Below are 20,851 nucleotides of genomic sequence, written 5' to 3' on the forward strand. Positions count from 1 at the left end.
TCATAATGATTCGGGAGCAACGTGGGGTTGGCTTCCGAACTGTGTGGCAAATCAGATTGCGGTGGGGGTCTAGGGCATGACGCGTGCGCATGCGGCGAACGCGTGCGTTCAATCCGATTCGATCAAGGGATTGGCGCAATCGATCGCGAAACCAGACTACCACAGGCTCTTGACCGCTGAGCCTGCGTTGCGCCGGGCCGTGCCCACGCTGATCATCGCCTTCCTGATCACGATCTGCCTCGGCGCCTTCGTCCAGGTGGTCGACCAGAGCCGGCAGAAGCGCGCCGCCCTGAAGCGCGATCTCTCCGCCCTCTCCGATATCCTCGCCGAGCGGCTCGATCGCCTGACCTCGAGCCGCCGCGAACACCTTGGCAATATCGAGCAGTTGCAGAACCTGTTGCCCGACCTCATTCCGTCCTGGGGCATCGCCAGGGGCCGCCATGTCATCGTCACCAGCGTCGATCATCGCGTGCTCGCCCGCGCCCCGATCGACGGGCTCGGCGAGAACGACCGTGTGTTCGACATCGTCTCCACCGCGCAACTGCTCGTCGCGCCGAGCCAGCAGGGTATCCTCGCCGACATGATCCTGCCGAACGGCGACAGCGCGCTGGCCATTTCGGTTCAGGTGAAATCGCTGCCCGGCCAGGTGGTCGTGATCCAGGAGATGAACGAGCCGATCTGGGGATCGGACGCCGCGCTCTCGGTCACGCTCTCGGCGACCACGGGCTTCGTCGTGCTCATCCTCGGCTTCGCCTTCCACTGGCAGTCGACCCGCGCCCGCGAGGGCGATCTCATCAATGACGCCGTCCGCGGCCGAATCGACACCGCGCTCAACCGCGGCCGCTGCGGCCTGTGGGACTGGGACCTCTCGCGCGGTCGCATCTTCTGGTCGCAGTCGATGTTCACCCTGCTCGGCCTCGAATCCCGCAACGACCTTTTGACCTTCGGCGAGGTCAACGCGCTGGTGAAATCGGACGACATCGATCTGTTCGACATCGCCGACCAGCTCATCTCCGGCAAGATCGACCACATCGACCAGTCGTTCCGCATGCAGCACACCGAGGGCCACTGGATCTGGCTGCGCGTGCGCTGCGAGCTCAGCCACGCATCGGCCGATGGCGGCCTGCACCTGATCGGCATCGCGGTCGACATCACCGAGCAGAAGAGCCTCGCCGAAAAAACTGTTGAAGCAGACCTGCGGCTGCGCGACGCCATCGAGACCATTCCGGAAGCCTTCGTGCTCTGGGATGCCGAGGACCGCCTCGTGCTCTGCAACTCGCACTTCCAGCGCCTGCACAAATTGCCGGATTCGGCCGTTGCCCCTGGCACCTCCTACGAGACCGTGATCGAGGTCGGCAGCATGCCGGAGGTCCGCACGCGGTTGCACGAGGCCGGCGTGCCGATGCCGGGCGCGCGCACCTTCGAGGCGCAGCTCGACGACGGGAAGTGGCTGCACATCTCCGAGCGCCGCACCAAGGACGGCGGCTACGTCTCGGTCGGCACCGACATCACCCGCATCAAGGCCCACGAGCAGAAGCTCGTCGACAACGATCTGCGCCTGCGCGCCACCGTCGTCGATCTGAAGCGTTCGCAGACCGAGCTCGAGCGGCAGGCGATCGAGCTCGCCGACCTCGCGGAAAAATATTCGCAGGAGAAGACCCGCGCCGAGGAAGCCAACGCCGCCAAGTCGAAATTCCTCGCCAATATGAGCCACGAGCTGCGCACGCCACTGAACGCCATCATCGGCTTCTCCGAGATCATGGGCAGCGGCATGTTCGGCGCGCTCGGCTCGGACAAGTATCAGGAATATTGCCACGACATCCTCACCAGCGGCAAATATCTGCTCGACGTCATCAACGACATCCTCGACATGTCGAAGATCGAAGCCGGGCGCATGAAGCTCGATTTGGAGCCGCTCGATCTGTCGAGGACGCTCGCGGAATCGCTGCGCGTGGTGTCTGGACGCGCCCAGGCCAAGCAGCTCACGCTCGATGCCGACATCGAACGCACGATTCCCGTGGTGGCCGATCGCCGCGCGATCAAGCAGATCGTCGTCAACCTGCTCTCGAATGCGGTAAAGTTTACGCCCGACAGCGGCCGGGTGATCGTGCGCAGCCAGGTGCTGGACGATCAAATCGTGATGCTGATCGCCGACACCGGCATCGGCATCGCGCAGGACTCACTGCAGCGCCTCGGCAAGCCGTTCGAGCAAGTCGAGAGCCAGCTCACCAAGACCTATCAGGGCTCGGGTCTCGGCCTTGCGATCGCACGCTCGCTGACCAGCCTGCATGGCGGCTCGATGAAGCTGCGCTCCAAGCTCGGCGTCGGCACCGTCGTCCGCATCGCCCTGCCACGCAACGCCTTTGCGGCGAGGATGCGGGAGGCGGCGTAGCTGTTGCACCGCTGTCGTCCCGGGTCAAACCCGGAACGACGATCGTCAGGCGGCCTTGGCCGGCAACTGCAGGACGCTCTCAAGCAACGCCCGGTCGTTCAACACCGCCAACGTCTCGCGCGCGGTGAGAGAGGCGACGGCCTGCTCGAAGGTGTCGCTCGCCTCAACGCGGGCGCGGGCTGTTGCGAGCTGCGGGTCGATTTCCTGCGGTCGCCGGCGCGCCGGTGGTGGGAGCGAGCGGAGATGCTGCGTCAGGAATTGCGGGTCGCGTTGCAGTTCGACCAGCGCACGGCCACGCTCAACCGAAGGCGATGCCGCCAGTTCGTTCGCACGGACCAGCACGGCCGGCGGCGCGACTTCCTCCGGTGTCGCAAACAGCGCCTTCATCCGCGGCTTCGCCGTATAGGCGCCGATCGGAATGGCAAACAACAGCCCGACGATGACCGGCGACATCCACAACAGCAGCGGCAGAGAGACGGCGTAGGCGCTCGCGGCCATCAGTACGCCGAAGGCCGTAGGCACTCCATACTTGCGATAGAGCTCGCGCCGCTCGACCGAGCCGTCGTCACGGCGCTGCGTCTGCCATCCGGCATCACGGCCAATCAGGATCTCGATCACCGCGATCGACTGGAACACCATCATCGCGGGTGCGATCATGGCGGAGATCAGCACTTCGACGATGACACCGAGGAAAGCGCGAATGGCGCCGCCGAACCGCCGCCGCGTGTCCCGCTGCGTCAACAGCAACAGGAAGCCGAGCAGTTTCGGCACGATCAGAAGCGCCATGGTGGCGCCGAACACCCAGGCCGCGAGCACGGGGTCCTGCGCAGGCCAGTTGGGAAACAGCGCAAACCCCTTCGGAAAATATTCGGGGCGGACAAAGCGGGCCTGCAACGAGATCAGTATGCCGAGCAGCAGGAACGTAAACCACAGCGGCGCAGTGATATACGAACCGATCCCGGTCATGAAATGCAGGCGCGAAATCCAGTGCAGTCCGCGCGTCGGCAACACGGCGAGATGCTGCAGGTTTCCCTGGCACCACCTCCGGTCGCGCGCCGCGAAATCCAATAGCGAAGGCGGCACTTCCTCGAAACTGCCGCCGAGCGTCGGCGCCATATAGATGCCCCAGCCGGAGCGGCGCATCAGCGCGGCCTCGACGAAGTCGTGGCTCAGGATATGTCCGCCGAACGGCTTTCGTCCGTGCAACTCCGGCAGCCCGGCCGCCTCGGCGAACGCTGCCACCCTGATGATGGCATTGTGCCCCCAATAATTGCCTTCGGAGCCGTGCCACCAGGCTACGCCCGCGGCGATCATCGGCCCGTAAAGCCGGCCGGCAAATTGCTGCAGGCGGCTGAACAGGCTTCGCGCATTGACGATGATCGGCAGCGTCTGCAGCAATGCGGCCGCAGAATTAGCCTCCATCGCATGGACCATCCGCACCATCGTCTCGCCGGTCATCAGGCTGTCGGCATCGAGGACGATCATGAACTGATAGCCGCTGCCGAAGCGGGAAACCCACTCGGCGATATTGCCGGACTTGCGCGCGACGTTGTTGGCGCGGTGACGATAATAGAGCCGATCGGAACCGCAGGCTTGCCGCAGTTTCAGGAAAGCGCGCTCCTCGGCGATCCAGATATCGGGATCGGTGCTGTCGCTCAGCACGAACCAGTCGAAGTGCTCACCATGCCCGGTCGCCTCGACGGACTCGTAGATCGCACGCAGCCGGGCCATCAACTGGATTTCGTTTTCATTATAGGTCGGCAGCAGAACCGCCGTCCGGCTCGCGATATCAGGCAAGGAACCGCTGGCGGCGATTTGCAGCGCGTTCCCTCCTCTGCCGAGCAGGACGAAAAAGCCCGCAAGAGCGGAAGCAAACGAGAAGCCGATCCAGGCGAGCAAGGTCACGAACAGCGCGAGCACCATCCATTCCAGGACGGTCACGCCCCCGACTTCGAGCACCTTGTACATCTCGTACGCGCCGGCGCCGGTGAGCGCGATAGTGGCTGCAAAGACAAACGTCCGCCGCCGCCACATGCTTGACGCCACCGGTACAGGCTGCCGCGTCGCCTGCGGCGCGCGCGCGAAGTCCGATGTGATCATCTCGAGCGGATCTTCGCGTGGCAGGAACCCGCCCGCCAGCGCGTCCGGCGCCAGCGGCGACGACGTCGCTACGGAGCCCATCGATAAACCCACACTTCGGAAAGAGGTTTATCGTCTTGCACCAGCAAGGCCCGAAGCTCGACGGGCGTATCCTTCTTCACCGCGCATTGGAAACTGAGCCGCCACCCACCCGTGTCGGGGTTCGGTTGGGTGACGATGTTGGTGATCTCGGACTTCTCGGCGCTCACGACGCCCTTGATGCTGCTGGGATCGATTGCCTTCAGGTTGTCGCCGACCAGATCCAGCACGAACAATTTGCTGTCCTCGCCACGCGCGCCGATACCGGTGCGTACGAAGCGGGCGAGCGAATGAGGCTTCGGCATATCCGGGCCCCAGTGCAGGCGATAGGTGAAATTGTTTTCGCTCTTCGCCTTCAGCGGCGCCTTGGGCCGCCAAAACGCTGCAATGTTATCGTGGATTTCCTCCTTGGTCGGAATCTCGATCAGCACGACGCCGCCCTCGCCCCAATCGCCGATCGGTTCGACCCAGAGGCTCGGGCGAGCCTCGAAACGCGACTCGATATCCTCATAGGCGGCGAATCTCTTCTCGCGCTGCATCAACCCAAATCCGCGCGGATTGAGGTCCTGGAAGGTGCTGACCTGAAGATCCCGCGGATTGCTCAGCGGACGCCACAGGCTTTCACCCTTGCCGTTGAAAATCGCGAGCCCGTCGGAATCGTGCACCGAGGGACGAAAATCGTCGACATCGTTGCGGTCGTTGGGGCCGAAGAAGAACATGCTGGTCATCGGCGCCAGCCCTGCATGCTCGAGATCGGCCCGCGGATAAAGCGACATCTCGACGTCGAACACCGTGGTCTCGCCGGGCCGCAAGGTGAAGCGGTAGCTCGCGGCGCAGCTCTTGCTGTCGAGCAGCGCGTGGATGACGAGTGAGGTCGCGTTGGCTGCGGGGCGCTCCAGCCAGAACGCCTTGAAATAAGGAAACTCCTCTCCCTTCGCCTCTCCAGTGTCGATCGACAATCCCCGCGCCGACAATCCGTAGGTTTCACCCTTGGCGACGGCACGGAAATAGCTGGCGCCGAGGAAGACGCAGACCTCATCGAAATAGTCGGGCCTGTTGATCGGCGCGTGGATGCGAAAGCCGGCAAAGCCGAGATTATCAGCGGCGAACGCCGGCACATTGTCGCCGAACGAGAAGTCGTCCTTGCGATAACGGATTTCGCTCGCCTGACCGTCGATGACTTCGAAGATGCTGACCTTGTTCTTGTAGAAGAAGCCCCGATGAAAGAACTGCGCCTGGAACGGCAGCTTTTCGGCACGCCACAGCGCGCGCTCCGGCATGAAGCGGATCGAGCGATACTGATCGTAGTTCAGATCCTTCAGCTCGGACGGCAGCTTTTCATCGGGCGCCTCGAACGATTTGCTCGCGAGGCTGCGCGCAAGTTCCCGGACGGTGGACGGATCAAACGGAACGGCGGCGACGGCTTCGGTTCCGGGAAACAACATGAGTGTCGGCAGCACTGCCGAGCCTTGCAGTAGCTGGCGACGATTCACGGGAACTCCCAGATGTTTGAACCAAGCGTAGCATTGCAACAGTCGAGCCGTCGGCAAAGTTCCCCTCGATGCTGCAAGGCGAGAAGAGATTTCAGTTCAGACAATCATCGCTTGGAGCTTTGGGAAAATCAGCATTCTGCCGCTATTCGGCCGCCAGAACGGCCTGAATTGAGCGGCGATTGAAATGTGAACTGGAGGAGACAGTCAGGCGCCCTGACGGCCGCGCCGTGACGCGCGCGTCAACGTAGTGACACGTGGGTCACGCGCTATGATTGGGAGATACCGGCTCCAGCGTGGGCGCGACTTCGCGGGCGACCTGGACCAGCGCGGCAATCAAGGGCGTCATCGGGTCGCGCTGCGGGATCACCAGGCCGATGCTGTAGTTCACGACAGGGTCGACGATCGGAATGCTGCGCACGGCATCGGCGAGGCCGAGTGTCTCCGCAAGCTTTGCCGGCATCACGCTTGCCCAGCGGCCGGTCTTCACATGGGTGTAGAGCACGAGCAGCGAGTTCGACGTCAACGTCGGCGTTGCTTCCGCGCCGACCGAACGAAGTGCGCGATCGATGATGCGGCGGTTCTGCATGTCGGGAGTCAGCAAGCAGAGCGGCACCTGCCCGACCTCTTTCCATGTGACGGTGTCGCGATCGCCGAACATGGCATCGGGCGACGTCAGCAAGCGGTAGCTCTCGCCATAGAGACGGATGGTGCGAACCTTGCCGATCGGCTCGTTCTCGATATAGGTCAGCCCGGCATCGACCTCGAGGTTCTCCAGGAGGCCCAGCACGTCGGACGAGGTGCAGGATTGGATGCGAAAGCGCACGTCCGGATGACGGGCGCGAAACGGCGTGGTCAGTGAAGCCACCATGCCGAGCGCGGTCGGGATCGCCGCGATCCGGATCTCGCCGGAAAGCTTGTGCTTCAGCCCATTGATCTCCTCCCGCATCGCGCGGGCATCGCCGACGATACGGCGCGCCCAATCGAGCGCGCGCTCACCCTCGGGCGTGAAGCCCTGAAAGCGGGAGCCGCGTTGCACCAGCATCACGCCAAGGAGATCCTCGAGCTGCTTGAGGCTCGTCGACATCGTCGGCTGCGTGACGCCGCACGCCTCCGCCGCGCGGCCGAAATGCCGCTCCTTTGCGAGCGCCAACAGGAGTTCAAGCTTGTCGATCAAGAAGGCCTCATCAGCTCTGGCATGCCACTTCGAATATAACGATCACAACCGCGACGAACACGAGAAAAAGCCGTATCGCACAAGGTGTTTTGCTACCAATTCTATTTGTATATCGATCGATTTCATATCCAAATCGATCGTTGTTCACGATCGCAGCATGAGACAGCTTTATTGATATCTAGATCGATTCCAACTCTCATAGCGGCGAGTAAAAACCCTCCGATTTGAGAGATGTGGATGACGTCGGCCTACGAACCCTGGAACGAAGCGCGCGGCGCCGAGATCATCGCCGAGCATGCCAAGCTCGAAGGCGCGACGCTGGTCATCCTGCACGCGCTGCAGGAGGCCTTCGGCTACGTGCCCGAGCCCGCGATCCCGATGGTCGCTTCCGCGCTTAATCTCTCGCGTGCCGAAGTCCACGGCGTGTTCACCTTCTACCATGATTTCCGCAAGGCGCCCGCAGGCCGTCATGTGCTGAAGCTCTGCCGCGCGGAGGCCTGTCAGGCCGCCGGCGGCGATGCGCTGGCCGCGCGCGCCGAAGCCAAGCTCGGCGTTGCGCTCGGCAATACCACGGCCGATGAGCGCGTAACGCTGGAGCCAATCTACTGCCTCGGCCTCTGCGCCACCGCGCCATCAGCGATGCTGGACGGCCGCATGGTCGGCCGGCTCGACGAAGCGCGCCTCGATGCGCTGGTGAAGGAGGCGCAGCGATGACGATGCGACTCTTTGTCCCCCGCGATGCCGGCGCGGTCGCCGTTGGCGCCGACGAGGTCGTGACGGCGCTGGAGCTCGCCGCCGAGCAGCGCGGCCTCGCGATCGAGATTGTCAGGACCGGCTCGCGCGGGCTGTATTGGCTGGAGCCGATGGTCGAAGTCGCAACAGCGGCGGGCCGGGTCGCGTTCGGACCGGTGAGCGCTGCGGACGCGACCTCCCTGCTCGATGCGATGGCCGCCGATGGGCCGCATCCGCTGCGCCTCGGCATCGCCGACGATATCCCGTGGCTGAAGCGCCAGACCCGCCTGACCTTCGCGCGCTGCGGCGTGATCGATCCGCGCTCAGTCGAGGACTATCGCGCCCATGGCGGCTACAGGGGCCTGGAGCGGGCGCTGACGCTCTCCCCCGACGAGATCCTAGCCGACGTCACCAGCTCCGGCCTGCGCGGCCGCGGCGGTGCCGGCTTCCCGACCGGCATCAAGTGGAAGACGGTCGCGCAGGCCAGCGCCGACCGAAAGTACATCGTCTGCAATGCCGACGAAGGCGACAGCGGCACCTTCGCAGACCGCATGATCATGGAAGGCGACCCCTTCGTGCTGATCGAGGGCATGACGATCGCCGGCATCACGGTCGGCGCCACCAAGGGCTACATTTACACCCGCTCCGAATATCCACATGCGGTCGAGGCGATGAATGCCGCGATCGCAGCGGCCAAGCGCGCCGGCTATCTCGGCGCTCGCATCGGCGGTTCCGCGCACAGCTTTGATCTCGAGGTGCGCGTCGGCGCCGGCGCCTATGTCTGCGGCGAGGAAACCTCGCTGCTCGAAAGCCTCGAAGGCCGCCGTGGCATCGTGCGCGCCAAGCCGCCGCTGCCCGCACACAAGGGCCTGTTCGGGCGGCCGACGGTGATCAACAACGTGCTGTCGTTCGCCGCGATCCCGTTCATCCTCGATAACGGCGCCAAGGCTTACGCAGATTTTGGCATGGGCCGCTCACGCGGCACGATGCCGATCCAGCTTGCCGGCAATGTGAAGCATGGCGGCCTGTTCGAGACCGCATTCGGCATCACGCTCGGCGAACTTGTCGACGAGATCGGCGGCGGCTCCTTCACCGGCCGTCCGGTGCGCGCGGTGCAAGTGGGTGGCCCGCTCGGCGCCTACTTCCCGCGCGCTCTCTTTGATACGCCGTTCGACTATGAGGCTTTCGCTGCACGCGACGGATTGATCGGCCATGGCGGCATCGTCGTGTTCGACGACAGTGTCGATATGCGCAAGCAAGCGCGCTTTGCGATGGAATTCTGCGCGATCGAATCCTGTGGCAAGTGCACGCCTTGCCGGATCGGCTCGACCCGCGGCGTGGAGACCATCGAGAAGATCATCCGCGGCGAGCGCGTGGCCGAAAACCTCGCCCTCGTCGAGGACCTCTGCAACACCATGAAGTTCGGCTCGCTCTGCGCGCTCGGCGGCTTCACGCCCTACCCCGTGCTGAGTGCCCTCAGGCATTTCCGGGATGATTTCGGCCCGGCACCGGCCCGCTTAGAGGCCGCGGAATAGGAAAATCGCCATGTCATTGATCGAGGAAATCGACTTCGGCACGCCGCGCTCCAAATCGGAGACCATGGTCACGCTGACCATCGACGGCAAGCCCATTACGGTGCCCGAGGGCACCTCCATCATGCGCGCGGCGATGGAAGCAGGTCACCAGATCCCGAAGCTGTGCGCGACCGACATGGTCGACGCCTTCGGCTCCTGCCGCTTGTGCCTGGTCGAGATCGAGGGACGCACGGGCACGCCGGCGTCCTGCACCACGCCGGTGGCGCCAGGGCTGGTCGTGCATACCCAGAGCGAGCGGCTGAAGAAGCTGCGCAAGGGCGTGATGGAGCTCTACATCTCCGACCATCCGCTGGACTGCCTGACCTGCGCCGCCAATGGCGATTGCGAATTGCAGGACATGGCAGGCGCAGTCGGCTTGCGCGACGTGCGCTACGGCTATGAGGGCGACAACCATGTGTTCGCCAAGTCCGCTGGCGCGGTCAATCCGGCCTGGATGCCGAAGGACGAGTCCAATCCCTACTTCACCTACGATCCCTCAAAATGCATCGTCTGCTCGCGCTGCGTCCGCGCCTGCGAGGAGGTGCAAGGCACCTTCGCACTGACGATTGCCGGCCGCGGCTTCGACAGCCGCGTCTCGCCGGGCATGAGCGAAAGCTTCCTCGGCTCCGAATGCGTCTCCTGCGGCGCCTGCGTGCAGGCCTGCCCGACCGCGACGCTGACGGAAAAATCGGTGATCGAGATCGGCCAGCCCGAGCATTCCGTGGTGACCACCTGTGCTTATTGCGGCGTCGGCTGCGCCTTCAAGGCGGAAATGCGCGGCGAGGAAGTGGTGCGCATGGTCCCGTACAAGGACGGCAAGGCCAATCGCGGACACTCCTGCGTCAAGGGACGCTTTGCCTGGGGTTATACCAACCACAAGGAACGCATCCTGAAGCCGATGATCCGCGAGCGGATCGCCGATCCCTGGCGCGAAGTGTCGTGGGACGAAGCGTTCTCGTTTGCCGCCGCGAAGTTCAAGGCGATCCAGCAGAAATACGGCCGCGACGCGGTCGGCGGCATCACGTCGTCCCGCTGCACCAATGAAGAGACCTATCTGGTGCAGAAGCTGATCCGCGGCGGCTTCGGCAACAACAATGTCGATACCTGCGCCCGGGTCTGCCACTCGCCGACCGGCTATGGCCTGTCGCAAACCTTCGGCACCTCGGCCGGCACGCAGGACTTCGACTCGGTCGAAGAGACCGATGTCGTGATCGTGATCGGCGCCAACCCGGCCTCTGCCCACCCCGTGTTCGCCTCGCGCTTAAAGAAGCGGCTGCGGCAAGGGGCAAAACTGATCGTGATCGATCCGCGTCGCACCGAGATGGTGGAGTCCCCTCACCTTGAGGCGCTGCATCTGCCGCTGATGCCGGGCACCAATGTCGCTGTCATGACGGCGCTCGCGCACGTCATCGTGACCGAGGGCCTCGTCAACGAAGCCTTCGTGCGCGAGCGCTGCGACTGGAGCGAGTTCGAGGAATGGGCGGCGTTCGTCGCGCAGCCGAACAACAGCCCGGAAGCCACCGCGATCCTGACCGGAGTCGACCCGAAGGATCTGCGCGAGGCGGCGCGCATCTACGCCACCGGCGGCAACGGCGCGATCTATTACGGCTTGGGCGTCACCGAGCACAGCCAGGGCTCGACCACGGTGATCGCGATCGCCAACCTCGCGATGGTGACAGGCAATATCGGCCGCCCCGGCGTCGGAGTGAACCCGCTACGCGGCCAGAACAACGTGCAAGGCTCCTGCGACATGGGCTCGTTCCCGCACGAACTGCCGGGCTATCGCCACATCTCGACGGATGCGGTGCGTGACCAGTTCGAGGCGATGTGGAACGTCAAGCTCAACCCCGAGCCGGGCCTGCGCATCCCCAACATGTTCGACGCCGCGATCGAAGGCACCTTCATGGGCCTCTACGTGCAGGGCGAGGACATCCTGCAATCCGATCCCAACACCTCCCACGTGGTGGCGGCCCTGTCAGCGATGGAATGCGTGATCGTGCACGACCTGTTCCTGAACGAGACTGCGAACTACGCGCACGTGTTCCTGCCGGGCTCGAGTTTCCTGGAGAAGGATGGAACCTTCACCAATGCCGAGCGTCGTATCCAGCGCGTGCGCAAGGTGATGACGCCGAAGAATGGCATGGCCGACTGGGAAGTGACGATCGCACTCGCCAAGGCGATGGGCTTCGAGATGAACTACAACCACCCCTCCGAGATCATGGACGAGATCGCGGCGCTGACCCCGACCTTCGCCGGCGTCTCCTACGCCAAGCTCGACGAGCTCGGCTCGGTGCAGTGGCCCTGCAACGAGAAGGCGCCCGAGGGTACGCCGGTGATGCATATCGGCGGCTTCGTCCGCGGCAAGGGCAAGTTCATCGTCACCGAATATCTCGCGACCGACGAGCGTACCGGCCCGCGTTTCCCGCTGTTGCTCACGACGGGGCGCATCCTCAGCCAGTACAATGTCGGCGCGCAGACCCGCCGTACAGAGAATGTGGTCTGGCACAGCGAGGACCGGCTCGAGATCCATCCGCATGATGCCGAGCAGCGCGGCGTGCGCGATGGCGATTGGGTGCGCCTCAAGAGCCGCGCCGGCGAGACCACGCTGCGCGCGCTCATCACCGATCGTGTCGCGCCGGGCGTGGTTTACACCACGTTCCATCATCCGGACACGCAGGCCAATGTGATCACGACCGACTATTCGGACTGGGCCACGAATTGTCCGGAATACAAGGTCACCGCCGTGCAGGTCTCGCCGTCGAATGGTCCGTCCGACTGGCAGAAGGCCTATGAGGCGCAGGCGAAGCATTCACGCCGGATCGCGCCGGTCGTGGAAGCCGCGGAGTGAGGATGCACGATCCCGTCACCAGCGCGAAGCGGCAGGTCTGGCGCGACGGCAGCCTCAGCGAAGGCACGCGCCAGATCCCCGAGGAGACGGCGCTGGCGCTGACCTATAATGGCGGCACCTACGCCGTGATGATGGGCACGCCGCAGGACCTGCGCGATTTTGCCGTGGGCTTCAGCCTCAGCGAAGGCGTTGTTCAATCCGCCGAGGAGATCGAGACGCTCGACGTCATCGAGCTCGACGACGGCATCGAGCTGCGGATGTGGCTGGCGCCCGAAAAGGCCGCGCTGATCAATGAGCGGCGGCGGCATATCGCGGGCCCGACCGGCTGCGGCCTCTGCGGCATCGACTCGATCGCCGAAGCGGTTCGTCCGGCGGCAATCGTGCCGAAGGGCCGCAGTTTCTCGCCGCGCGAGATCATGGCCGCGATGGCCGCGATCGCCCCGCTGCAGGCGATCAACCTCAGGACACGCGCAGTGCATGCCGCGGCGTTCTGGACGCCGGCGCGCGGCATTGTCGCGCTGCGCGAGGATGTCGGCCGTCACAATGCGCTCGACAAGCTCGCCGGTGCGCTGGCGCAGGCCAAAGTGCCTACCAGCGACGGCATGGTGCTGTTGACGAGCCGCGTCTCGGTCGAGATGGTGCAGAAGACGGCGACCATCGGCGCGCCGCTTATGGTCGCGGTGTCGGCGCCGACAGCGCTTGCCGTGCGCATGGCCGACGCCGCCGGCATCACGCTCGCGGCGATCGCACGCGCCGACGGGTTCGAAGTGTTCACACATGCGGAGCGGATCGTTCCCCACGCCGATAGCAGGAAAGCCATCCATGTCGCCTGACCGACTGATTTACATGGCCAACCAGATCGGCAAGTTCTTCCAGAACCAGGGGCACGAGCGCGCGGTGCCGGGCATCGCCGAGCATATCAAGAAATTCTGGGACCCGCGGATGCGGAAGGCGATCTTCGCCCATCTCGACGCCGGCGGCGCTGGGCTTGATCCGTACGTCCACGAGGCGCTCAAGAAGTTGAAGAAGGCATAGGCCACAACACTGAATGGTGGGCACGCGTCGCTTTGCCCACCCTACGGCGCTGTCGTCCCGGCGAACGCCGGGACCCATAACCACAGGATCGGGTTGTGGCGCGCGCAAGCGGTTGCGGCGGAGCACATTACAAACGCCTGCGGTTATGGGTCCCGGGTCAAGCCCGGGACGACACCGAATTTGTAGCGATCGGCGCCGCGCCTAACGTCCGCCGACGATCGCGTTGAACACGCGGCGGACTTCGCTCTGCGTCTCGCGCACGCCGGCTTCGAGGGCGGAGAAATCCGGCGTGTCGCCTGCGCGCGCCATCACGCGTAGCAGATCGTCACCCGCGGTTTCGGGATTGAATTTGCCAATCACGCAAAGGCGCAGGATCTGCGTGAGGTCGTGATAGAGCCGCGCGGCCGAGCGCAGCACTTCGGCTTCCGACTGGCCGAGCACGCCGAGCTTTGCGGCGTTGTCGAGCACCTGCAATGTGGAGACGCTGAGAATGTCCGGCTTCTCGGCGGCGTGCACGAGTTGCAGATATTGCGCGATGAAATCGATGTCGATGAGGCCGCCAGCGGCGAGCTTCAGGTCCCAGATGTCGTCCTCGCCCTTCTCGAGCGCGATCGCGCGCCGCATCTCGACGACGTCGTTGGCGGTTTTGCCCGCATCGCGCTTGCGCGTCAGCACGCGGCGGATGATGTCTTCGATCTTCTCGCGGAACGCCGGCGATGACGAGATCACGCGCGCCCGCGTCAGCGCCATGTGCTCCCAGGTCCAGGCCTCGCGCTCCTGATATTCGGCGAAGGAATCGAGCCGTGATGCCAGCGGACCGGCGCGGCCCGATGGGCGCAGCCGCATGTCGACCTCGTAGAGCACGCCGTAATTGGTTCGTGTCGTGAAGGCGGAGATCAGGCGCTGGGTGAAGCGGGCAAAATACTGCGCACCGTGCAGCGCGCGGTCGCCGTCGGAGTCCGGGCGCTCGTGGTCGTAGTCGTAGAGCAGGATCAGGTCGAGATCGGAGGACGCCGTCATCTCGCGGCTGCCGAGCCGGCCCATGGCGAGGATCGCGGTCTCCTGGTCGTTGATGCGGCCGTATTGGGTGGCGAACTGGTCGGTGACGAGGCCATGCACGGTGTGCACGATGCCTTCCGCGACGTCGGCGAAGGCGACGCTCGCCTGCTGCGCCGACACCGTGCCGGAGAGGATCCGCGTGCCGATCAGGAACAGGCTTTCCTGGCCGAACAGCCGCAGGCGATCGAGGAAGTCCTCGTAGGAGCCGGCGTCCTTGAGTGTGATCGCGAGCCGCTCCGACAATTCGCGCTGGTCCGGCATCGCGCCGAAGAAACGCGGATCGATCAGCCCGTCCATGATCTGCGGCTGCCGCGCCAGCATGTCGCCGAGCCGCGGCGCGGCGCCGAGGATCAGCGCCACCAGCGCGACCAGGTCGCGGTTCTGGCTCAGCAGCGTGATCAGCCGCCCGCCCCGCTGCAGCGCCCCGAGGAAACGGTCGAACGCCACAACCGCAGCGTCCGGCTCCTCGGCATGCGCGAGGCCGTCGATCAGGCCCGGAATGAACTCGAGGAAAGCGTTGCGCGTCGCCTCCACGCGCAGCGCGCGATAGTCGCCTTCGATCCATTGCTGCACGGTCTTTGCGACCGCGACCGGCTTCTCGAAGCCGAGACTGACGAGATGCTCGAGCAGCCGCTGGTCTTCGGGGCCGGCGCCGTAGTTCAGCTTCGGCAGCTTTGCCGTGCCGGTCGGCTCGTCGCCCTCGAAAAGTTTGGCGTAATGGCCCTGCACGATGTTGAGATGCGCGAGCAATTCCATCGCAAAGGTGGCCCTGCTCGTATAGCCGAGGAAATGAGCAAAGCGCTCGATCGCCGCGGGATCTTCCGGCAGCGTGTGCGTCTGCTCGTCGGCGATCATCTGCAGACGATGCTCGACGCGGCGCAGGAACTGATAGGCCGCGGTGAGCTCGTCACGCGCCTCAAAGGTGATCCAGTTGCTGGAGGCCAGCATCGCGAGCGCCTCGAGCGTCGGCCGCACCCGCAATTCCGGATGCCGCCCGCCCGCGATCAACTGCTGGGTCTGGGCGAAGAACTCGATCTCGCGGATGCCGCCGCGGCCGACCTTGACGTTGTGGCCCTCGACCGAGATCTCGCTCTGGCCGCGGTAGGTCTGCATCTGCCGCTTCATGTCGTGGACATCGGCAAGCGCGGCGAAGTCCAGATGCTTGCGCCAGACGAAGGGGGCGATTTCCGCAAGCAGCACCTCGCCCGCCCTGCTGTCGCCGGCGCAGGGGCGCGCCTTGATCATCGCGGCGCGTTCCCAGGTCCGCCCTTCCCGCGCGTAATAGTTCAGGGCCGAATCGGTCGATATCGCGACCTGCGTCGACGCCGGATCGGGCCGCAGCCGCAGGTCGACGCGGAACACATACCCGTCGCCGGAGCGCTGCTGCAGCAGGCGCGCCATCGATTGGGTGACGCGGACGAAGAACGGCTGTGGTTCGATATCCTCGGCCAGCGAGGTCGCAGCCGGATCGTAGAAGACGATGAGATCGATATCGCTGGAATAGTTCAGCTCGCCCGCGCCCATCTTGCCCATCGCGAGCACGATCAACCCGCTGCCCTCTTCGGGACGGTCGGGGTCGGGCGCATGGAGGCGGCCGCGCGCCATCTCCTGGCGCAGCAGGTAGCGCAGCGCCGACTGCACGGACGCGACCGCGAGGTCGGTCAGCGCGGCGGTGACCCGTGTGACCGGCCACACGCCGCCAATGTCGCAAAGCGCGATCAGGAGCGCCGCCTCCGCCTTCATGCGACGGAGCAGTTGCATCACTTCGGCCTCGCCTGAGGCGGCGAACACGTCGTGCGAGGTCTTGTCGATCAGGTCGGCCAGATGCGGCTCCGCGTCGCAGGAGAGCAGCCGGATCAGCCGCGCCGGATCGGCGCGCACGAGCTCGAACAGGAACGGCGAGCATTCCGCAATGCCGAGCAGGATGCGCTTGGCGAAGGGATAGCCGAGCAGTTCATCGAGCGCGGCCGATTGCGCCGGCTCGAGTTCGGCGAGCCAGTCTGTCAGGCGCTGTTCGGCTTGGATGGGCGCGGACACATACGGTCCGTCCGCGAACCGCGCGGCCAGACGATGTCCCGCGGAGCCCGGCGCGGAAGCGTTCATGCCGCCTTCTGTGGCACATCCTGCGTTTGGGCCGCAAGCCTGTCAGCCGCGCCGGCACGCGCCGGCAGCACCAGCGTCGCAACCAGCCCGGGATGGGCGTCGCCGAGCCTGAGCTCGCCGCCGTGCAGTGTCGCGACCGCCGCGGCGAGGCTGAGCCCAAGCCCGGAACCCGGCAGCGTGCGGCTCGCCTCGAGCCGGACGAATCGTTCCACCGCGTGCTTGCGATCGGCCTCGGGAATGCCCGGACCATGATCGGTGACGCTGAGCAGCACGGAGTCGGCCTCGCGCCGCGCCTCGATCAGGATCTCCTTGGCTGCGGCGGCCGCCTCCGGGTCGATCGGCTGCACGACCGGCTTGCCATATTTGATCGCGTTCTCGACGAGGTTGGCGAGCGCCTGGCTGATCAATTCACGGTTGCCGTGCATCGCGCTGGGCGCGGTCTTCACATGCAGGCTCATGCCGTCGTCCTCGGCGAGCGGCTCATAGAGCTCATGGATGCCGGCGGCGACATCGGCCGCGTCGAAATCATCCATGTTGCCGCGCGCCTGACCTGACTCAGCCCGTGCGATCATCAAGAGTGCATTGAAGGTACGGATCAGGCCATCGGATTCCTCGATGGTGCGCTCCAGCGCCGCCCGGTAATCGGCCTCGCTCCTGGCGCGCGCCAACGCCTCCTCGGCGCGGTTGCGAAGGCGCGTCAGCGGGGTCTTGAGGTCGTGGGCTATGTTGTCGGAGACCTCCTTCAGCCCCGTCATCAGCGCCTCGATGCGCTCCAGCATGGCGTTGAGGTTCTCGGCGAGACGATCGAGCTCGTCGCCGCTGCGGCCGACCGGCAGGCGATCGGAGAGATCGCCGGCCATGATGCGCTGGGCGGTGCCGGTCATGGCATCGATCCGCTGCAGCACCCGCCGCGCGACGAAGATGCCGCCGCCGATGCCGAGCACGACCACGACCAGGATCGACCATTGCGCGGCTTTGGCAACGATGCCGAACAGCCGCCGCCGCTCCTCGAGGTCGCGCCCGATCAAGAGCCGGAAGCCATTGGTCATCTCGGTGACCCGCACCAGCGCGCGGTGATCGGTGTTGTCGTTGTCGTCGAGCCGCCGATAGGCCGTCTCGGTCCAACCCTGCATTCCCATCACCCCTGGCGCCAGCGAGCCGACATTGCCGGCGATCGCCTGCCCGTTCGGTGCGGTCACGAGATAGAGGTTGGCGCCCGGCCGCAGCGCCCGATTGCCGATCGTGAACACAAGGCCGCGCAGGCCACGCCGGTTGTAGATCTCGGTGACTTCGCCGACCTCGGCATTGACCGTGGAGGTGATCTGCTCGGTGATCAGCCGGCGCGTATTCCACGCGAAATAGCCGAGCAGCGAGGCGGCGAACAGCGCAAACAAGAACAGATAGACCAGCGTCAGCCGGAACGCCGTGGTGCGGATCAGTTTACCGAATGCCGTCACGGATGATGCTACCCAAGATGTTGCTGTTGCGCGTTGCTATCCGATGCTCCCCAGCACCGATGCAGCTACGTCTTTCGGACTCAGCTACCGTATCCCGTCGCGGATCATGTACCCTGCCCCGCGGATCGTGTGCAGCAAGGGCCGCTCGAAGCCCTTGTCGATCTTGGAGCGCAGGCGCGAGATGTGCACGTCGATGACGTTGGTCTGCGGATCGAAGTGATAGTCCCAGACATTCTCGAGCAGCATGGTGCGCGTCACCACCTGCCCTGCATGCTTCATCAGATATTCGAGCAGGCGGAATTCGCGCGGCTGCAGCGTCAGCTCGTCCTTGCCGCGGGCGACGCGGTGCGACAGGCGGTCGAGCTCGAGATCGCCGACCCGATAGACCGTCTCTTCCGCCGGGCCGACATTGCGGCGCGACAGGACTTCGACGCGCGCCAGCAGTTCGGCGAATGAATAGGGTTTCGGCAGGTAGTCGTCGCCGCCGGCGCGCAAGCCCTTGATGCGGTCGTCGACCTGGCCGAGCGCAGAGAGGATCAATACCGGCGTACGGTTCCCCTTGTCGCGCAGCGTTCCGATCAGGGACAGGCCGTCCCGCTTCGGCAGCATGCGGTCGACGACGAGGACGTCATAGTCGCCGCTTTCGGCCATCGACAGACCCTCCTCGCCGTCGTCGGCGAGGTCGGCGATATAGCCGACTTCGCGGAACGCCTTGACGAGATAGTCGGCGGATTCGCGATCGTCTTCGATGATCAGGAGGCGCATCTGGGGTGCGGCTAAAGGTGCGGTGGCGGTCACGGGATTGGTTTCCTCTCAGCATGGCGCGGCCGCCCTGCACATGCAAGACGGCCGCGCGCGTTCGCGTTGATTTGCATGATCCTTCCGGAAAACCGGCTTCCGCTTTTCCGGATCACGCTGGAGGGGAAAGAGTGGGCGGTGAAGCTGGGGGACTCCACCGCCCTAGGCCTTCCGACGGAGGGGGGCGCATTCCACCGGAAGGTAGCAAGAGGGGGCGAGCGTTGAGGCTCGCTCCCCAGGAAGGGCCGTCGGCGGGGGCGACGATTGCCGGCGACGCCTTCCATCTCGTATTTAACCCTTCGCCAGCGGGACTGCCACAAAGCGCGACGAACCGCCGCTCTTTACACGCATCAAAACGCTGTTCTTGTTGTCGTTCCGTGCGGAGGTGATCGCATCGCGCACATCACCGGCGCTGGTGACGTTCTTGCCGGCGACTTCAAGAATGACGTCGCCTTCCTTGAAGCCGCGCTCGGCCGCGGCGCTCTTCGGGTCGACCTCGGTCACGACGACGCCGTCCTTGCCGGCGCCGGCCACGCTGTTGGCGGGGGCCACCGTCAGGCCGAGCTTCGGCACATCGGTGCCGCGGGAAGAAGAGCCGCGATCGCCGTTGTCGTTATCGGCCTTGGCCTCAACCGTGTTCGGCAACTGGCCGAGCGTGAGGTTGACGGTCTTCTCCGTGCCCTTGTGCAGGACGTTGAGCTTCACCGCATTGCCTGGCGCCAGGCCGCCGATGGTGCGGGCGAGCTCGCGCGCATCCTTGACCGTTTCGCCGTTGACGGCGGTGATGACGTCGCCGGACTCGATGCCGGCCTTGGCCGCCGGACCGTTGGCCTGGGGCTCCGCCACCAGCGCGCCTTCGGCCTTCTTCATGCCGAGGCTGTCGGCGATGTCGGAGGTCACCGGCTGGATCTGGACGCCGATCCAGCCGCGGCTGACCGTGCCCTTGTCCTTGAGCTGGGCGACGACGCTCTTCACCGTCGCGGCCGGGATCGAGAAGGCGATGCCGACGCTGCCGCCGGAGGGCGAGTAGATCGCGGTGTTGACGCCCATCACCTCACCGGACACGTCGAACGCCGGGCCACCGGAGTTGCCCTTGTTCACGGGCGCGTCGATCTGGATGAAATCGTCATACGGGCCGTTGCCGATGTCGCGGCCGGAGGCCGAGACGATGCCGGCAGTGACCGTGCCGCCGAGCCCGAAGGGGTTGCCGACCGCCAGCACCCAGTCGCCGATCCGCGGCTTGGTGTCGGACAGCTTGGCGAACGGGAAGTTGGAACCACCCTCGACCTTGACTAGCGCGAGGTCGGTACGCGGATCGGTGCCGATCACCTTGGCCGAATAGGTCTTGCCGTCATCGGTCGTGACCTCGACCTTGTCGGCGCCGTCAACGACGTGGTTGTTGGTCACCGCAAAGCCGTCAGCCGAAATGAAAAAACCCGAACCCTGGCCGGTCACGATGCCACGGCCACGCGGTCCGCCGCGCATGCCCGGGGGGAGCCCATCCTGTCCACCGAAGCGACGGAAGAAACGCTCCATCGGCGAGCCCGGCGGGAACGGCGAGTCCTCGTTGCTGTCGTCCTTGGCGAGCTTCTCGCCGATATTGACCTTGACCGAAATCACCGACGGCTTCACGCGCTCGACAATATCGGCAAAGCCGACCGGCTGCTGAACCTTGCGGACCTCGTTGTTGACCTGCGCCTGCGCCGGGCTGGCGAACAGATCGCTCGGCGTGTGTTGCGGGCTCAAACCATAGCCGGCGACGCCGAGGCCGGCGACGACCGAAGCCATCAACGCAAATCTGCGGGCCGAGAACAGCGAACGCCGCGGCGCGCGGTAAGACGGCAGAGACGAAAGATCGGTGGGTCGTTCGGTCATTCTAAAAATCTCCAAGAGCCAGAACTCGAAAGGTGCGGGGGCAAGCACCGGACGTGTCTAAACATGGGGGCGTCAGCCTTACGGCGCGCTGGCTGCGGAATTAAACTTTTGTAATAGAGACGAGACCGGGTGC

13 protein-coding genes are annotated in these 20,851 nt (G+C 65.0%); 6 read left to right on the forward strand and 7 right to left on the reverse strand.

What is annotated here, in order from left to right; genetic code table 11:
* The first annotated feature begins 76 nt into the window (after positions 1–76).
* Positions 77–2,392 carry a sensor histidine kinase gene (locus tag AC5ZG1_RS30905; RefSeq protein WP_496135057.1) on the forward strand — a complete coding sequence of 772 codons (2,316 nt, stop codon included), beginning with the start codon at positions 77–79 and terminating at the stop codon, positions 2,390–2,392.
* Between the two features lie 45 nt (positions 2,393–2,437).
* Here AC5ZG1_RS30905 and mdoH read toward each other — a convergent pair whose 3' ends face one another.
* The 3 genes from mdoH to AC5ZG1_RS30920 form a co-directional block, all read right to left on the reverse strand.
* A complete protein-coding gene (mdoH, locus tag AC5ZG1_RS30910) occupies positions 2,438–4,573 on the reverse strand; it encodes a glucans biosynthesis glucosyltransferase MdoH (RefSeq protein ID WP_496135058.1) in 2,136 nt (711 codons plus the stop codon).
* The gene (locus AC5ZG1_RS30915; RefSeq protein ID WP_130227484.1) at positions 4,561–6,015 is read right to left on the reverse strand and encodes a glucan biosynthesis protein G; all 1,455 of its coding nucleotides are present in this window, start codon (positions 6,013–6,015) and stop codon (positions 4,561–4,563) included. The genes mdoH and AC5ZG1_RS30915 overlap by 13 nt, the downstream gene beginning before the upstream one ends.
* A gap of 307 nt (positions 6,016–6,322) precedes the next feature.
* Entirely contained in the window at positions 6,323–7,237 is a 915-nt protein-coding gene (locus AC5ZG1_RS30920) for a LysR family transcriptional regulator (RefSeq protein WP_496135059.1), read from the reverse strand.
* Positions 7,238–7,474: 237 nt separating this feature from the next.
* On the opposite strand from AC5ZG1_RS30920, the gene AC5ZG1_RS30925 reads away from it, so the two are divergent.
* From AC5ZG1_RS30925 to AC5ZG1_RS30945, 5 genes are read left to right on the forward strand one after another with little or no spacing between them, the layout of a single operon-like run.
* Positions 7,475–7,951, forward strand: a complete 477-nt coding sequence (locus AC5ZG1_RS30925; RefSeq protein ID WP_028167967.1) for a formate dehydrogenase subunit gamma — start codon at positions 7,475–7,477, stop codon at positions 7,949–7,951.
* Positions 7,948–9,504, forward strand: coding sequence for a formate dehydrogenase beta subunit (locus tag AC5ZG1_RS30930; RefSeq protein ID WP_496135060.1), 1,557 nt, complete (start codon positions 7,948–7,950; stop codon positions 9,502–9,504). The genes AC5ZG1_RS30925 and AC5ZG1_RS30930 overlap by 4 nt, the downstream gene beginning before the upstream one ends.
* 10 nt (positions 9,505–9,514) lie before the next feature.
* On the forward strand, positions 9,515–12,391 hold the full coding sequence (fdhF, locus tag AC5ZG1_RS30935) for a formate dehydrogenase subunit alpha (RefSeq protein ID WP_496135061.1): 2,877 nt from the start codon (positions 9,515–9,517) through the stop codon (positions 12,389–12,391).
* 2 nt (positions 12,392–12,393) lie between these two features.
* Positions 12,394–13,224: a formate dehydrogenase accessory sulfurtransferase FdhD gene (gene fdhD, locus AC5ZG1_RS30940; protein WP_028167970.1), complete on the forward strand. Its 831-nt coding sequence runs from the start codon at positions 12,394–12,396 to the stop codon at positions 13,222–13,224.
* Positions 13,214–13,426 carry a formate dehydrogenase subunit delta gene (locus AC5ZG1_RS30945; RefSeq protein WP_028167971.1) on the forward strand — a complete coding sequence of 71 codons (213 nt, stop codon included), beginning with the start codon at positions 13,214–13,216 and terminating at the stop codon, positions 13,424–13,426. The genes fdhD and AC5ZG1_RS30945 overlap by 11 nt, the downstream gene beginning before the upstream one ends.
* A gap of 201 nt (positions 13,427–13,627) precedes the next feature.
* Here the strand turns inward: AC5ZG1_RS30945 and AC5ZG1_RS30950 are convergent, their stop codons facing one another.
* The 4 genes from AC5ZG1_RS30950 to AC5ZG1_RS30965 form a co-directional block, all read right to left on the reverse strand.
* Positions 13,628–16,588: a bifunctional [glutamine synthetase] adenylyltransferase/[glutamine synthetase]-adenylyl-L-tyrosine phosphorylase gene (locus AC5ZG1_RS30950; protein WP_496135062.1), complete on the reverse strand. Its 2,961-nt coding sequence runs from the start codon at positions 16,586–16,588 to the stop codon at positions 13,628–13,630.
* Positions 16,585–18,045, reverse strand: coding sequence for an ATP-binding protein (locus AC5ZG1_RS30955; RefSeq protein WP_130227473.1), 1,461 nt, complete (start codon positions 18,043–18,045; stop codon positions 16,585–16,587). Before AC5ZG1_RS30955 ends, AC5ZG1_RS30950 begins: the two co-directional genes overlap by 4 nt.
* 84 nt (positions 18,046–18,129) lie before the next feature.
* Positions 18,130–18,810, reverse strand: a complete 681-nt coding sequence (locus AC5ZG1_RS30960) for a response regulator transcription factor (RefSeq protein ID WP_130227483.1) — start codon at positions 18,808–18,810, stop codon at positions 18,130–18,132.
* 324 nt (positions 18,811–19,134) lie between these two features.
* Positions 19,135–20,718: a Do family serine endopeptidase gene (locus AC5ZG1_RS30965; RefSeq protein WP_496135063.1), complete on the reverse strand. Its 1,584-nt coding sequence runs from the start codon at positions 20,716–20,718 to the stop codon at positions 19,135–19,137.
* Positions 20,719–20,851: the final 133 nt, after the last annotated feature.

The organism is Bradyrhizobium sp. Leo78, assembly GCF_059512425.1.

Coding starts and splice junctions, on each gene's coding strand:
- AC5ZG1_RS30905 (WP_496135057.1), top strand. CDS start 77: ATGACGCGTGCGCATGCGGCGAACGCGTGCGTTCAATCCGATTCGATC.
- mdoH (WP_496135058.1), bottom strand. CDS start 4,573: ATGGGCTCCGTAGCGACGTCGTCGCCGCTGGCGCCGGACGCGCTGGCG.
- AC5ZG1_RS30915 (WP_130227484.1), bottom strand. CDS start 6,015: ATGTTGTTTCCCGGAACCGAAGCCGTCGCCGCCGTTCCGTTTGATCCG.
- AC5ZG1_RS30925 (WP_028167967.1), top strand. CDS start 7,475: ATGACGTCGGCCTACGAACCCTGGAACGAAGCGCGCGGCGCCGAGATC.
- AC5ZG1_RS30930 (WP_496135060.1), top strand. CDS start 7,948: ATGACGATGCGACTCTTTGTCCCCCGCGATGCCGGCGCGGTCGCCGTT.
- fdhF (WP_496135061.1), top strand. CDS start 9,515: ATGTCATTGATCGAGGAAATCGACTTCGGCACGCCGCGCTCCAAATCG.
- fdhD (WP_028167970.1), top strand. CDS start 12,394: ATGCACGATCCCGTCACCAGCGCGAAGCGGCAGGTCTGGCGCGACGGC.
- AC5ZG1_RS30945 (WP_028167971.1), top strand. CDS start 13,214: ATGTCGCCTGACCGACTGATTTACATGGCCAACCAGATCGGCAAGTTC.
- AC5ZG1_RS30950 (WP_496135062.1), bottom strand. CDS start 16,588: ATGAACGCTTCCGCGCCGGGCTCCGCGGGACATCGTCTGGCCGCGCGG.
- AC5ZG1_RS30960 (WP_130227483.1), bottom strand. CDS start 18,810: ATGCGCCTCCTGATCATCGAAGACGATCGCGAATCCGCCGACTATCTC.
- AC5ZG1_RS30965 (WP_496135063.1), bottom strand. CDS start 20,718: ATGACCGAACGACCCACCGATCTTTCGTCTCTGCCGTCTTACCGCGCG.